Origin of the sequence: Sporosarcina sp. NPDC096371 (genome assembly GCF_044762865.1) — a bacterium.
In the GTDB taxonomy this organism is placed as follows: domain Bacteria; phylum Bacillota; class Bacilli; order Bacillales_A; family Planococcaceae; genus Sporosarcina.
The window spans coordinates 151,665-166,001 of the sequence record NZ_JBIWFE010000007.1 but is presented as its reverse complement, the minus strand read 5'-3'; the positions used below and the strand labels follow the sequence as shown (position 1 = coordinate 166,001).

Below are 14,337 nucleotides of genomic sequence, written 5' to 3'. Positions count from 1 at the left end.
GAATATACTCCCACTCCATACTGTTATGCTTTACCGTTACTCATACACATCATGATTTTCTCTTTGACAACTTTCTTCATTGCTTCCTTAGCCGGATTCATATATTTTCTAGTATCCGTCTCTTTTGGATTTTCGATTAAGAAAGTGCGCAATGCATCTGAGAAAGGAATTTTAAGCTCAGTTGAAATGTTGACCTTTGCACATCCAAGGGAAATACATTTTTGAACATCCTCTTTAGAGATACCAGAAGCACCATGTAACACAAGCGGAATATCAACTAAATTTTTAATTTTCTCTAATCGTTCAAAATCAAGTTTTGGCGTAGTCTCATATAGTCCATGACCTGTACCAATTGCCACTGCTAATGAATCAATTCCTGTACGTTCAACAAATTCTTCGACCGTATCTGGATCAGTATAAGCACCATCAGCTGCTTCAACAACTAAATCATCTTCTTGTCCAACTAACTTCCCAAGTTCTGCTTCAACTGTTGCACCATGGCGATGAGCATGCTCTACAACTTCTTTGGAGATGGCGATATTATCTTCAAACGAACCATGTGAGCCATCCACCATAACAGACTTAACGCCCAATTCTAGTGATTCTACAATGGATTCAACTGTTTCATGATGATCTAAATGCAAAGCAACTGGGATATCATTAGTTTTTGCAGCTATTTCTGCGATGGCTTGAATATATTCACGTCCGCCATAAACCATTGTACCTGGTGTTGCCGCTAAAATAATAGGCGATCTTAATTCAGCTGCTGCTTCAACAACGACTTGAATTGTTTCGAGGTTATGAATATTAAATGCAGGAACAGCATAGCCTTCTTTTCTAGCTTTTATAAGCATTTCTTTCGTATTATGAACGTATCCCATCATTTTTCCTCCTAGTTATCACTGCAGAATAATTATCTATTATATATGTTGAATTAAAGAATCGTACCACTAACTCTAGGGGGTGCCTCCCGCGATAAGCCAGTAGACACCTTCGCTAGAGATTAGGTAGAATTCTATGCTTCCATGTTTATAGGACTTACTTTTGATATTCGTGAATCGTTACGCCTTTAACAACGCGACTAATCGCGCCATCTGGGCTTGGGTTATCTGGTGTAATTCCTAATTGGATGGATTTTTTCATTGCTAATGCTTGCGCAAAAATCACATACAATACAGCAAGGTTAAAATCACTTTCTAGTGGTTCTGTTCCAGCGTTTACCGTTACAACCCAATCAGCCAACTTTTCTACTTCTTCATCATTAGTTTCCGTTAGAACGACAATCTTCATCCCTGATTTCGCTGCAGCTAACTCACGTAAAATATCCAAATCGTATTTTCTTGTATATGGATCTTGTGACATGAATAGCGCTACAACAGATTTTTCATTCAAAATCGACTTCGGACCATGACGGAAACCAAGTGACGATTCATGAATGGCCACAACTTGTCCACCTGATAACTCCAACATTTTCAATGCAGCTTCATGTGAAAGCTGAGCAAGTGGACCTGAGCCTAAATAGACAATTCGTTCAAAATCAAATCCGAGTACCGCGTCTACTGAATCACCAAGAACTTCAGTTAATTTTACTGCGCTAGCAATTACTTGTTCTGCAACCGCTGGTGTAAAAACGTCTTCTGTGAACAAAGCATAAGCAGCCATGATCATACTTGTGAAACTACTTGTCATCGCTAGTGATTGGTCATTCGATTTTTCAGGCATCAGCAATGTCATGCAGTTCGCATCACCTTGAATGTTTTTCGCTAATTGTCCATCTTTATTACAAGTGATGACCACTTGATAGAAATCTTTCACAATCTGCTGGCCAAGTGATACAGTTGCAACACTTTCCGGACTGTTACCAGATCGAGCAAAAGATACAAGGATGGTCGGTGTATCTTCGAACAAATAGGCCGTTGGATTTGAAACAATATCCGTTGTCGGGATGGATTCAAACCGAACGTTACGTTTATTGTGGCGTGCTAATTCCGGAACTAGCGTGTCTCCAACAAACGCCGATGTACCCGCGCCTGTTAAGATTACACGCACATGCTCATGTTTGTCGTAAATGGATGAAAGAAATTTTCTGTACGTTTCTTGTTGTTCGAAGAAGTCTGATACTAACTCCTGCCATACAGCCGGCTGTTGGTGTATTTCCCTCGTCGTATGTACTGCATTATTGTCAGTAATTTGTTCAGTTGTAAGATTAAACAATTTTACGCCTCCATTTTTATGATGTTGCACAGCATCTGGTCATGTTGTCATAACCAGTTATTTTAATAAGAAAATCCTTAAGGATATTTCTTAGTTACACCTAGCTTAATTCAACCGTGTAATCAAACTTGTCCCCACGCACAACGCTAATCGTATATTCGATTAATGCGTCATTATGATACGCATCGCGTTTAATTAGCATACCCGGTTGGTCGGTAACCATTTTTAAATGTCTTGATTCTGCATCTCGTACACTAATTGCTGAAAATTTTTCTACAGCTTTTGTAACGCCAATTTGATAATCAGTGTAAAAGATATCGTACATTGGCCTTTCGACAAAATCCTGTTCGGTCAATTGTGGAAAGAACTTTTTTGGCAGATAAGACGTTTCATACATTAAGGGTTCGTCATTTGCTAAACGTAAACGAATGACTTGAAATACTCCATCGAAGGGTGAAAGATTCATTTTTGTAGCTAATCGTTCATCCGCAGCTATTTCATTAAACTCCAGTACTTTCGTTGTAGGGACTTTCCCTATTTTCTTCATTTCCTCCGTAAAGCTATACAGCTTCACTAAGTTTTGATTGAAGGTTTTAGGTGCTACAAACGTTCCTTTGCCATGAAGTTTATAAATATAGCCCTCCAATGTCAATTCCTGCAAGGCTTGTCTAACAGTAATTCGGCTCAAACCATATATCTCACAAAACTCACGTTCAGAAGGTAATTTTTCATGTTCTTCATAATCCTGTTGCTCAATCTTTACGATTAATTTATCCATCAATTGTAAATACAACGGGATTTTACTTCTTTTATCCAAAACGTGAAATACCCCCCTGAAGTTTACTACCTTCTAACTTGTAATTCGACTGGTTATAACCAGTCGAATTAAGTATAAAACATATCCTTTTACATGTAAAGCCTTTCATGGGCTTAAATAATGCTACTTTTATTTAAATCAGTTCTGTATAGAATTTACAGCGATCACCACGCACAACGGACTTACAAAATTCTACTGGTTTTTTGCTCGGATCATATGCAACTCGTTCAAGTAAAAGTGCCGGTGAGCCTAACTTTACTTCTAAATACTCTGCTTCCTCACTAATTAAAATAGGTTCAAAGGATTCCTTTGCAGAATTCACAATAATGCCAAATTCACTTCTCAAAATATCATATAAAGGGATATCACCAACTGAAGATAATTTATCAATATCTTCAATAATATGTTCCGGGAAATACGAAGACTCTAAAATAATCGGCTCCCCATTTACACACCGTAACCTTTGAAGCATAATCACTTCTTCCCCTTTTTTGATTTGAAGAGCTTTAGCAATCTTGTGTGTTGACTTTTCAACCTTTATTTGCAAAATGATATCTTTTGGCTTCAATCCTTTATCCTTTAATACCTGACTAAAGCTATAAAATGCCGATAATGATTGCTCAATTTTCGGATAACTCAAAAAAGTACCTTTCCCTTGGATTCGATAAAGGATGCCATCCTGTACCAAATCTTCAATCGCCTTCTTCGCGGTATTACGACTCACTTTAAACTGTTCAGATAATTGTTGCTCAGAATAAACCTTATCCCCTGGATTCCATACGCTTTTATCAATGCCCTCTAGAATAATATCCTTAAGCTGTTGATACAAAGGCACAAAGCTAGTGGGATCTAACTTCACCATACCCTTCTCCACCTTTAATTGTTATTTTCCACTTCCTGCAGTCATTCCTTCTATTATTCTATCAGAAAGCCACAAAAAGAAAATCAAAATAGGGAATATAATAATAACAACACCAGCGAATAAGCTAACCCAATCCGAATTGTACTGCATGGATTGATAGAACTGGTATAAGCCTACTGATAAAGTATATTTATCATTTACATTTATATAGGCTTTGGCCAGTAAAAATTCGTTCCACAAGGATACAGCATTCAAAATGGTTACTGTTATTAATCCTGGACGCGCCATTGGTAGCATGACTTTCCAAAATATCGTATTTGAATTTGCCCCATCGATAGCAGCCGCTTCCTCAACATCGGCAGGAAGTGTTTGGAAGAATCCTGTCAAAATAAAAATTGTGAATGGCAGTGAAAGTGCAACATATACTATAATAAGCCCCAAATGGGAATTGATTAGCCCTGTTTTTAACAGAAGTAAATAAATTGGAATAAGTACAGCTTGAAATGGAATTCCAATCCCAATCACAAAAAATAGTGTTATAGGTTCTTTCCAAAAGAATTTAAACCTAGATAATACGTAAGCTGCCGGCGCACTTACTAATACAATCCCAAATACACTAAGTGTCACAACAATGACGCTGTTAAAGAAGTAAGATGCTAAATCAGATTGCACCCAAGCCGTATAGTAATTACCCCATTGCAGAGTTTCTGGTAATTTCCAAAACCCATCAAATAGCTCCTGGTTTGTTTTTAGTGAGGCAAGAACTATCCAACCTAGAACAAATAAGATGAAGATTACCCAAATATATAAAAGGGCTTTACCGATGACTAGTAATATACTTCGTTCATTTGCTTTCACTTTTTTCAACCCCTTTTTTGCAGATCATAGTTCAAATACTTCACGTTTAAACAACTTTCTCCCCGTAATAACAAATATCAATACAACGACAACCATTGACACTGCAACAGCACTAGAATACCCTAGCTGATAAATCGGTGTACGTTGCCCAAACCCTAATATGTATTGATACATTGCTGTATTCCACATACGTGAAGGTGGTTCTGGCCCACCAAAAGCGAACAAGAAATCAAATAATCGAATTGCATTTATCCCCCATAAAATAACGGCAATCGAGAAGACATCCCAAATTAAAGGTAACGTCACTTTTGTAAATATTTTAAAGGTTGATGCACCTTCGATTCGTGCTGCCTCAAAATACGTATTTGGAATCTTATCGACCCCGCCTAATAAAATAATGGCGTAAAATCCAGTACTATACCAAATGATTGAAATAACGGCAGACATCATAATATTATCTGGACTCGTCCAGTTGACTGGATCTATCCCGACTAATTTCAAAACAGAATTAAAAAATCCAATATCGTAACGGTATAAATAATTCCATACAATGGCTAAAGCGATTGGTGCAATAATATTTGGAAAGAATATAATTGCTCGAACAGCTTTTTTTGCAGACACCCCTTGACTCATTAGAGAAGTAAATAGTAGGGCGATTAAAAAGACAAAGATTCCACCTACAAATAGGATTAGCATCATATTTTTAAATGATTGCCAGTAGATCGGATCTTGAAAAATATTCGAATAATTTTTTAGACCCACAAAATCCATAGCTTTTGTAAACCCACTCCAATCATGGAAACTTATCCAAAGGCCATAGAGTGCCGGACCTATAAAGAAAACAAGATATAAGCTTAAAGCTGGAAGTAAATAAGGAATAATTAGCTTTTTCTTCTCATCTTTCACTACTTTCTCCTCCTAGATTTCCCGAGTAAATTCGATATATTGATATAAAAAACTTTGGAGTTTCGCGTTTGACTTCCCCCTAAATAAAGTGCCAAAATTCAACTTATAAATAAGAGAAAACAGGGGTGACCCCCTGTTTTTCCTCTAATTATTGCTTCGACCAATACTTCTCCGTTTGTTTTTGGAGTTCTTGAACAAAGTCTTCAGCTTTCATTTGACCAAACATTAACTTATCGTCCAATGGTAGGAATACAGTTTTCCACCACTCTGGGTATTCCGCTTGTAAACCATCGTATTCCGGATGATACGAGGAAGCGTTTACAATTGTTTCTCTGAAACTAGTTAAAGCTTCTGGTGCTTCTAAATCTTCCCTTGTGCTAATATTGCCCGTATCAGTTACAATTCCTTCTTGGTAGCCTTTTTGCATGGCAAATGCCAAGAAATCTTGAACGGCTTCAACATTTGCACCTTTCGGAGCTACCCAACCAATCAAATAAAGTTCTGCTTGGTCATAGTTACCCTGTGCACCGTCGATTTCAGGGAATGGGAAAGCACTATATTCAAAGTCATCTGAAGTGTAGTTTTTTGTTTCACTAGATAACCAGCTCCCATTTAAAATCATAGCAGCATCGCCTTTTGCCCACGATGTTTGTGCGGCCGGGTACTGGCTTCCCTCATATCCTGCAGCAAAAAAGTCATTATCAACCAATTCCTGTACTTTCTGTGCTGCTTCTAAATAGCCAGGTTTTAACCAAGTTTCACCAGTTTTATCGCCAGCAGCTTCCAATAATGCACCTGGTCCTAAAATTCGTTCTACTAACCAGTAATAATAGTAAGCGTTATAAAAGTCGATATTGCCATCCTGTGCAAAAGGTGCAATTCCTTTATCTTTCATTGTTTTACTTACAGCAACAAATTCATCCCATGTTTTTGGTGCTTCAAGTCCATTATCACTGAACAGATTCTTGTTGTAATGGAAACCAGAACTTATTATTTCATAGGGGATAAAATATGTTTTACCTTGTTGTTGATAAAATGAGATAACATCGTCAATAAATACATCTTCAAAGACAGTCCCCTCATTTGGAATTTCCATCGAAAGCAAGTCATCCAATGGTTCTGCCAGATCATTTTTCAGTAGTGTCCCTGTAACCTCAGCACCTGACTGTTCGGTAAGGTCCGGCGCATCGCCCCCAAGTGATGCGTTTCTGACGTCAGACATAACTTGTCTACCCATCCACTGAACGTCAATTTTCACATTTTTATTTTCTTTTTCATAAGCATCAATAATTCCTTGTAAAACGACTTGTTGTGGCTCACCTGTATTCCACATTGACCAATATTTAAGTGTGACTTTACCGTCTTTGCTATCCTTACCATCTGACGAAGCTCCATCGGTACTACATGCAGCCAATAGTAAAACCCCAATTAACATGAATATCCCTAAGATATTAATCTTTTTTCTCATACCATTCACCCCTTATGAAATATATTTATAGACCTACGCATTTTATTACCTGAACCTCATAGTCAAACAATCGAACCACCTTGCGCCTCTCATTGTCATTTATCTTGAATTGATAGATTTCACCCCCTTTTGCGATTCAAAACTCCTGGTTTTCCGAAGTTTCTGACTATAGAAAATAGTATACATTTAATAGGTTGTTGGGTCAACCCCCTCATCCAATAATTTGAAATATATGTATATTACAGTTATTTCACCAACATTATTCTTTTTTTATCAGACTTATTGATTAAAGATTTAGTTGCAAAAAACCTGATGAAAAGGGATTGGAAATCTACATTTCATTGGACCATTTTCTGTCCGATTTACTAAAATAATTACGGTAGATTTACCGGTAAAGTAGCGCTTCATGAATATAATTAAACCAAGAGAAAATCTCAGCACTTCGTGTATCTTATCTTTTTGAGAGCGAAGGATGAAGGACCCACATGCGATTCCCGAAAATCCAAGCTACCTAAAAGCATCTATACATGTAGCGCCCAGTTGTCTGACCATGCTAACTGATGATTATTTTGTTTAATCAACAGGCATACGTAGTTATGATAGAAATATAATAAGGGTAGTGTTTGACAGGAATTTCTTCGAGGTATTTGGAAGTTAAATTTTTGGAGTGGGTGATTCGAAGTAATGGCATGTTTTTCTTGTTCGTGAGAACTTCATTGACTTAACACCTATGGTTATGTTGTCATAACCAGTTGCGCCTACAACCTCTATGAAAGGTCTATTCATACACTTTCATAGAGGTTGTGCTATTCTCGAAGTTAACTTCTTTACTTTCGCACACTTTGACGGATCATAAGCTTTGTAGAGATTGATATTTTTTTCGCGATTTTTCTGCCTTCTAATCGCTCAACTAATGTGTCTACAGCTGTTTCACCCATTATTTCTGTATAAACTTTAATCGTACTCAGTGATGGATACATATACTTTGAAACAGACACATCATTAATGCCTATGATGCTGACTCTTTCTGGAATCGCTATAGCTGCTTCATGAAGCGCTCTTAAACATCCAATTGCGATAGCATCACTACTAGCAAAGAAAGCGGTCGGCAAATCTTCACCTAATTCTTCAATTGCTTGCCGCATTAAATTATAGCCATCTTCTACTGAAAAAGAACCCACATAAACAAATCGTTCCTCATATAAACCGTGTTCTTTCATATAAGATTGGAACGTCTTTTCTCGTAAATCTTGGATCGGTTCTGTTTGTCCTTTTAATAACTCTTTCCCACCGATAAATCCAATTTTTTCATGCTTTGTAGAAAGAAAAAAATCAATTACTTTTTTTGTTGCTTTCTCAAAGTCTATGACGATGGCGTCATATTTTTCTTCATTTGGACTGTAGTCGACAAAAATAACCGTAGAATTTATAGCCGTTAATTCCTTCACTTGATGGCCACTAAATTTGCCTATAGCAATAATACCCTCTATTTCTACAGCCTTAATATCTTTAATATTATCGAAAAAGTACACTTCTGGATACATCCCTATTTCTTTGCATCGCTGCTCAATTCCAAGGCGTATGGATAAATAATATAAGTCATTTAGTTCTTCCTGTTCTGTATACCAATGGATAATAGCAATTTTTTGATCCGCATATCTTTTGGACGAGCGTTTTCGATAAGATAGCTCTTCTGCTGCTTCAAATATCCTTTTCTTTGTTTCATCTGCCACTGATAGGCTTGCATCATAATTCAGTACTCGCGAAACAGTTGCAGATGATACCCCCGCTTTTTCTGCAATATCTTTAATTGTGGCCATTCCCATCACCTTTTCTATGACTCATTCTTTTATTCAAAAGGAGAAAGGGCAGTTTAACAACTGCCCTCCCCTTTAGCCTAATTTATGTGTATCCAATAAATTAATTGCTAAACTTTTAGCTCCGTGTAACTCAAAAACAATAATCTTATTATCGCCTTGCTTTAATAGTGGTCCCGGTACGTATAATGTTTCCTGTGGACCCACTTCCCAATAACGACCTATGTTAAAGCCATTTACAACGACAAAGCCTTTTACCCAGCCTGGTAATTCAACAAATGTATCTCCAATTTCATCCACATGGAAGGTTCCTTTGTAAAATGCAGGTCCCGTTGCATCCGTATGGCCCTCTTTGAAGGTTAATTGTTGAAGATTATCCATTGGCAATGGATACATCGTCCAATCAAATAAGAATTGACGTTCGAAACGAACACCTTCAGTAATCCCTTTTGGATCATTCATCATCGGACCATAATTAATGCGACCCATATTTTCAACAACGATATCTAATTGGACGCCTTCCTTAGGTACGGCAAATGATAATGTATGATTATCCCAGCGATCAATGACACCCTTGTATTCATTATCCACAAATACAAGTGCACGATCACGGACTTCTTGAATTGTTAGTTCGGCTTCTTCTTTTGGTCCTTGTAAAAATGTGCGATATAACGTGAAACCGTAATCTTGACCGAGCTTCTCCATCGTATCTGGATTGGCACGTTTGATAGGATGACTGATCATGTCCAATGCGTCGAATAGCGCAACGGATTCCGTCATTGTCACTTGCCCATAATTCACTTTAGCAATTGGCTCTGGCAAGACTAACTCGCCTATGTCTTTATGCTTAGCAATCGCCTCCCGCACCGCATGGAATTTAGGAGTGATATCACCTGTTTCACTGATTGGACAATCATAATCATAGCTTGTTACTGTTGGCTGATGCACCTTATCAAGGTTTGCGCCATTGTAAAAGCCAAAGTTTGTGCCACCATGGAACATATAGAAATTCACCGAATCTCCACGTTGTAGCATTTCGGCAAATGTGGCAGCCGTTTCACCAGGGTCACGCTCGTGATGCGCCTCGCCCCAATGATCGAACCAGCCATTCCAATATTCCATCACAATATTAGGTGTGTTCGGGAAATATTCTTGTAGCTTGTCAAATGATTCTTCTGGTCTAGAACCAAAGTTGACTGTAGCCAAAACCCCATCAACTGTACCGCCTTGTAGCATTAAATCTGTAGGCCCATCTGATGTAAATAGTAGTACATCGATTCCTCTTTTAACCATAGAGTCTTTTATATAATTGAGATACTGTTTATCATTGCCAAAACTACCATACTCATTTTCAATCTGCATAGCAATGATCGGGCCACCATTTGTTTGTAATAACGGCACCAATTTTTTTAATAATACATTGTAATAATTGTCCACTTTTTCTAAGTAGGGCTCATAGAATGACCGGAATCTCATATTGCTATCGGCAAGCAACCATGATGGCAAGCCGCCAAACTCCCACTCTGCGCAAATATATGGACTCGGACGAACGATGACGTGCAACCCTAGACGCTCAGCTATGCGAATAAACTCTTCAATATTAGCAATACCTTCAAAATTATATTGACCTTCTTTTGGTTCATGTAAATTCCATGGTACATACGTTTCTACACAGTTAAAGCCACATGCTTTTAATTTCATTAACCGGTCTTCCCAGTATTCGGGTACAATCCTAAAGTAATGAACGGCACCCGATATAAGTTGGATGGGTTCTTTATTTAAAATAAGTTGATTTCCTTCAACCTTTAATAAAGGCATTTCTAAAACTCCTTTATAGTCAAATGTCAATATTTTATTATCCTTTCAAACCACCCATAGACATACCTTCTGTCAATTTTTTCTGTGTGAGCGCATAAAGCGTAATGGTCGGCAGCAAGACAAGCACCAATCCTGCAAATAATGCCGCCCAATCGGTAGCAAATCGTTGTACTTCCATTAGATTTGCTAGCCCTACAGGGATGGTTTTCTTGGCGTCACTTGAAATTAATACTAATGCTAGTGCGTATTCATTCCAAAACGTGAAGAAGTTGAATATGATCACTGTTAATATCCCTGGCCTTGCAAGTGGCACAATGATGCTGATTAACGTACGGAAATAGCCACTTCCGTCGATAAACGCAGACTCCTCATACTCTTTAGGTATCGATCGCATAAATCCTGTTAGCAGGTAAACAGAGAATGGTAATGCCCCAGCTGCATAGACAAGACTTAACCAAAAACGATTATCTAACATATCAAGGTTATTCATCATCAAAAACAATGGTATCATGATATAAACCGGTTGAATAAATAATCCTGCCATATAAAAGTTATGTAATACTTTTCTCCCTTTAAAATCAAAACGGGATAATGCGTAAGATGTTGGAATAACCAATATTAGCAATAACATCATAGAAAGTCCCGTCACAAGGAAGGAGTTTATAATGAATTCACCCATATTTGATTCAGTGAATGCCCGAGTAAAGTTATCAAAGTTCAGAACCTCAGGCAAACCCCATGGACTACTCATAATTTCCTTATTGGTTTTTAGTGACGCCAATAAGTTCCATACAAGTGGATAGACGAATATAAACGTTGCGGTTAATAAAACAATTCTCAACAATACTTTTGAACCTTTTTTCTTTATATTTTTATTGCCACTCATCTTGACACCTCCATTCTAGTGAGCCTCTCGTTCAGTTAGTTTATTACTAATAAATGACAGAATCAACGAAACCGAGAAGACGATAACCGCGATTGCCATTGCATATCCAAAGTTAGCATTAACGAAGGCTTGCTTATACATATACGTCAGTGCAACTTGCGAAGCATTATTCGGTCCACCAGCTGTCATGACGATGACGATAACAAAACTGATGTTCAGTACACCGTTTATGCTGAAAATAATGGTTATACGGATGATTTCCCATAGCATTGGGACAGTAATTTTAAAGAACTGCTGAACAGCATTTGCCCCATCTAATGAAGCGGCTTCATAAAGCTCTCTTGGGACACCGTCCATTCCAGCAAGGTACATGACCATATAATATCCGACAGCCTGCCAAACCATTACAAGCGCAATTGCCCATAAAACTGTATCTTTACTCCCTAACCATGTTAAAGCAAACTGATCTAACCCCATCCAATTCAACATCTCATTGATAATCCCCATATTCGGGTGATAAATGAAAGCCCAAAGGATTCCGATCACAACAAAAGATAGAATACTAGGGAAAAAGAAAATGGTCCGATATAAGTGTTTTTCTCTTAGCTCTCCAAATGATAAAATTGAGGCAAACACAAGTGATAGGAACAGCGTAATTGTAGGAACTACAAGCATTAGAAAACCGGTATTCTTTAGTGATTGAAGAAAAATGTCATCTTTAAACAATTCGACAAAGTTAGCCAATCCGATAAATTCCTCATTATTCCCGAAGCCAGAGCTACTATACATAGATTTGATGAAAACCTGCGTTACCGGATAAACGATGAATATCGAAAATATGGCCAACGTCGGCAAGATACAGAACAATATAAAGGCTGTTCGTTCTTTACTTTTCACTAGATACACCTACCTTTGAAACTATTTATTGGTATTTTTAACTTTTTATGTATTTACATTCAGAATCATTCCCCCAACCACGAAGATTAGGGGAATGATGCAAAATTTTTTTACATATTTAGTTACTTTTTCTCTTCGACTTTTGAGTAAACTTCGTACATCTTGTCTGCCCATTCTTGAACCGTCAATTCATTGTTCATAATACTTGCAACTTGATCGAATAGAACTTCACGTGGGTCAACATTCACGCCCGCTGGAACCGGAGCAAAGTTACCAGACATCGAGTACATTCCTGATTCAACCGCTTTAAACACATTGTAAGATGATTCTGACAAGTATTCAGATACTAAATCTGCCGCACCGACAACCGCCATCGACGCTTTCGTTAATTCACCATTTAGCTTAATGTTCTCTTCCGCGTACATGAAGCGTAAAAATTCTTTCGCAAGCTCTGGATTAGCAGCATCTTTAGGAATATACATCTGTTCCATTGAATTCAACGCAAGAAGTGGATCGTTGGCATTGAATGTAGGTACACCAAGGAATCCAAATTCAAAACCATCTTCTCTTGGGGCTTCTGCCATCTCCCCTTCAAACCAGTTACCATTTGGAATAAACATTGCTTTTCCTTGCATGAAAGATGTTTGTGATTGCGTATGATCAAGTGCAACCGTACCGTTCATCAATGCATTGTCTTCTTTTGCAATCTTTTCAAAGATTCCTAGAGCTTCAAGCGCAGTTTCTGTTTTCCAGAATTCAGGATCGTAGTTCAACATCTGATCCAATGCTTCTTGTCCACCAAGTGAATAGACAGCTGGAATAAGAATTTCTTCTAAATAGCCTGGTACAGTTCCTTGATATGTGAATAAAGCACGGTCATTGTCTTTTGCTACCGAATTTAATGCTAGTAGCTCATCCCATGTTTTTGGTAATGCGATGCCCTTTTCGTCAAAAAGTGTTTTATTGTACCAAAGACCCATTACATTGTAGTTATATGGAGCCATGTAGATCTTACCATCACCGTATGGCGACATATAAACAGATTCCAAGACACCAGGTAAAATCTTATCTTTCAATGCTACTTCTTCATCAATTGCATTTCCTTCGAATAGATCAGTCAAATCAGTAAATCCGTGTTCTTTAATTAACCCTTGTGTCACACCAGATGGATCTGTTTGGTTAAGGTATACAACATCAGGTGGATTTCCTGCAATAATTTTCGGTCTAATCATTTCACCAATATCCGGGTTAGCCGTTACGTTAACTTTTGTTCCCGGATTAGCTTTTTCAAAGTTTTCAGCGAGTTGTTTCCAAAACGCATCACCATAACCGCCTTGGAAAACCGCAACTTCCAATACTTTAGAATCTCCGTCCTTACCTGCTGCACCTTCTTTTCCGTCTTCTTTGTCGGTACTACAGCCCGCCAAAATTACTGAAAACACTGCCATTAACAATAGCATTTTACAAAAAATAGATTTCATACTGACACTCCCCTTTATCTTGATTACAGCTTCATTGTTACCGCTAGTATGTACACTCTCCCCCTTTAAGTGACTACTTCGATATACACATCAATAACACTGTTTTTTGAATGCGCTTACACACCGAGTAAAACATTAGTAAACTCATTTGGTAAAACATTTACTTGATGCTTGTTAAATAATAACACACACTAATCATTCTGTCTATTCCAAAAATAAAAAGAATAAAAAAAATAAAATGATGCCCATCTGAATTGATGGGCATCATGCAAGAGTTCATATATAGTAGGAAGCAAATAGATTCAATCGACCA

General features: G+C 37.7%; 12 protein-coding genes. All 12 read right to left on the bottom strand.

The features are described 5' to 3' along the window. Positions 1-23: 23 nt before the first annotated feature. The 12 genes from ACIQ0H_RS17450 to ACIQ0H_RS17395 all read right to left on the bottom strand — a co-directional run bounded on the left by ACIQ0H_RS17450 (position 24) and on the right by ACIQ0H_RS17395 (position 14,024). On the bottom strand, positions 24-881 hold the full coding sequence (locus tag ACIQ0H_RS17450) for a tagatose-bisphosphate aldolase subunit GatY (protein WP_403417479.1): 858 nt from the start codon (positions 879-881) through the stop codon (positions 24-26). Between the two features lie 157 nt (positions 882-1,038). After that, the gene (locus tag ACIQ0H_RS17445) at positions 1,039-2,214 is read right to left on the bottom strand and encodes an SIS domain-containing protein (protein WP_403417476.1); all 1,176 of its coding nucleotides are present in this window, start codon (positions 2,212-2,214) and stop codon (positions 1,039-1,041) included. Between the two features lie 100 nt (positions 2,215-2,314). After that, positions 2,315-3,031 carry a GntR family transcriptional regulator gene (locus ACIQ0H_RS17440; RefSeq protein WP_403417473.1) on the bottom strand — a complete coding sequence of 239 codons (717 nt, stop codon included), beginning with the start codon at positions 3,029-3,031 and terminating at the stop codon, positions 2,315-2,317. 133 nt (positions 3,032-3,164) lie between these two features. Then, positions 3,165-3,893 carry a GntR family transcriptional regulator gene (locus ACIQ0H_RS17435; protein ID WP_403417470.1) on the bottom strand — a complete coding sequence of 243 codons (729 nt, stop codon included), beginning with the start codon at positions 3,891-3,893 and terminating at the stop codon, positions 3,165-3,167. Positions 3,894-3,914: 21 nt separating this feature from the next. Next, the gene (locus ACIQ0H_RS17430) at positions 3,915-4,751 is read right to left on the bottom strand and encodes a carbohydrate ABC transporter permease (RefSeq protein ID WP_403417468.1); all 837 of its coding nucleotides are present in this window, start codon (positions 4,749-4,751) and stop codon (positions 3,915-3,917) included. A gap of 24 nt (positions 4,752-4,775) precedes the next feature. Further along, on the bottom strand, positions 4,776-5,657 hold the full coding sequence (locus ACIQ0H_RS17425) for a carbohydrate ABC transporter permease (RefSeq protein WP_403417465.1): 882 nt from the start codon (positions 5,655-5,657) through the stop codon (positions 4,776-4,778). A gap of 148 nt (positions 5,658-5,805) precedes the next feature. Continuing rightward, positions 5,806-7,125 carry an ABC transporter substrate-binding protein gene (locus tag ACIQ0H_RS17420; RefSeq protein WP_403417462.1) on the bottom strand — a complete coding sequence of 440 codons (1,320 nt, stop codon included), beginning with the start codon at positions 7,123-7,125 and terminating at the stop codon, positions 5,806-5,808. A gap of 827 nt (positions 7,126-7,952) precedes the next feature. Next, a complete protein-coding gene (locus ACIQ0H_RS17415) occupies positions 7,953-8,945 on the bottom strand; it encodes a LacI family DNA-binding transcriptional regulator (protein WP_403417461.1) in 993 nt (330 codons plus the stop codon). A 72-nt stretch (positions 8,946-9,017) separates the two neighbouring features. Beyond that, positions 9,018-10,760: a glycoside hydrolase family 35 protein gene (locus ACIQ0H_RS17410; RefSeq protein WP_403417458.1), complete on the bottom strand. Its 1,743-nt coding sequence runs from the start codon at positions 10,758-10,760 to the stop codon at positions 9,018-9,020. 37 nt (positions 10,761-10,797) lie between these two features. Continuing rightward, positions 10,798-11,646, bottom strand: a complete 849-nt coding sequence (locus ACIQ0H_RS17405) for a carbohydrate ABC transporter permease (RefSeq protein ID WP_403417456.1) — start codon at positions 11,644-11,646, stop codon at positions 10,798-10,800. Positions 11,647-11,661: 15 nt separating this feature from the next. Continuing rightward, positions 11,662-12,543 carry a carbohydrate ABC transporter permease gene (locus ACIQ0H_RS17400; RefSeq protein ID WP_403417453.1) on the bottom strand — a complete coding sequence of 294 codons (882 nt, stop codon included), beginning with the start codon at positions 12,541-12,543 and terminating at the stop codon, positions 11,662-11,664. A 122-nt stretch (positions 12,544-12,665) separates the two neighbouring features. Beyond that, complete coding sequence (locus ACIQ0H_RS17395) at positions 12,666-14,024, bottom strand: carbohydrate ABC transporter substrate-binding protein (protein WP_403417452.1); 1,359 nt, start codon at positions 14,022-14,024, stop codon at positions 12,666-12,668. Positions 14,025-14,337: the final 313 nt, after the last annotated feature.

Coding starts and splice junctions, on each gene's coding strand:
- ACIQ0H_RS17420 (WP_403417462.1), bottom strand. CDS start 7,125: ATGAGAAAAAAGATTAATATCTTAGGGATATTCATGTTAATTGGGGTT.
- ACIQ0H_RS17405 (WP_403417456.1), bottom strand. CDS start 11,646: ATGAGTGGCAATAAAAATATAAAGAAAAAAGGTTCAAAAGTATTGTTG.
- ACIQ0H_RS17450 (WP_403417479.1), bottom strand. CDS start 881: ATGGGATACGTTCATAATACGAAAGAAATGCTTATAAAAGCTAGAAAA.
- ACIQ0H_RS17435 (WP_403417470.1), bottom strand. CDS start 3,893: ATGGTGAAGTTAGATCCCACTAGCTTTGTGCCTTTGTATCAACAGCTT.
- ACIQ0H_RS17410 (WP_403417458.1), bottom strand. CDS start 10,760: ATGCCTTTATTAAAGGTTGAAGGAAATCAACTTATTTTAAATAAAGAA.
- ACIQ0H_RS17415 (WP_403417461.1), bottom strand. CDS start 8,945: ATGGCCACAATTAAAGATATTGCAGAAAAAGCGGGGGTATCATCTGCA.
- ACIQ0H_RS17395 (WP_403417452.1), bottom strand. CDS start 14,024: ATGAAATCTATTTTTTGTAAAATGCTATTGTTAATGGCAGTGTTTTCA.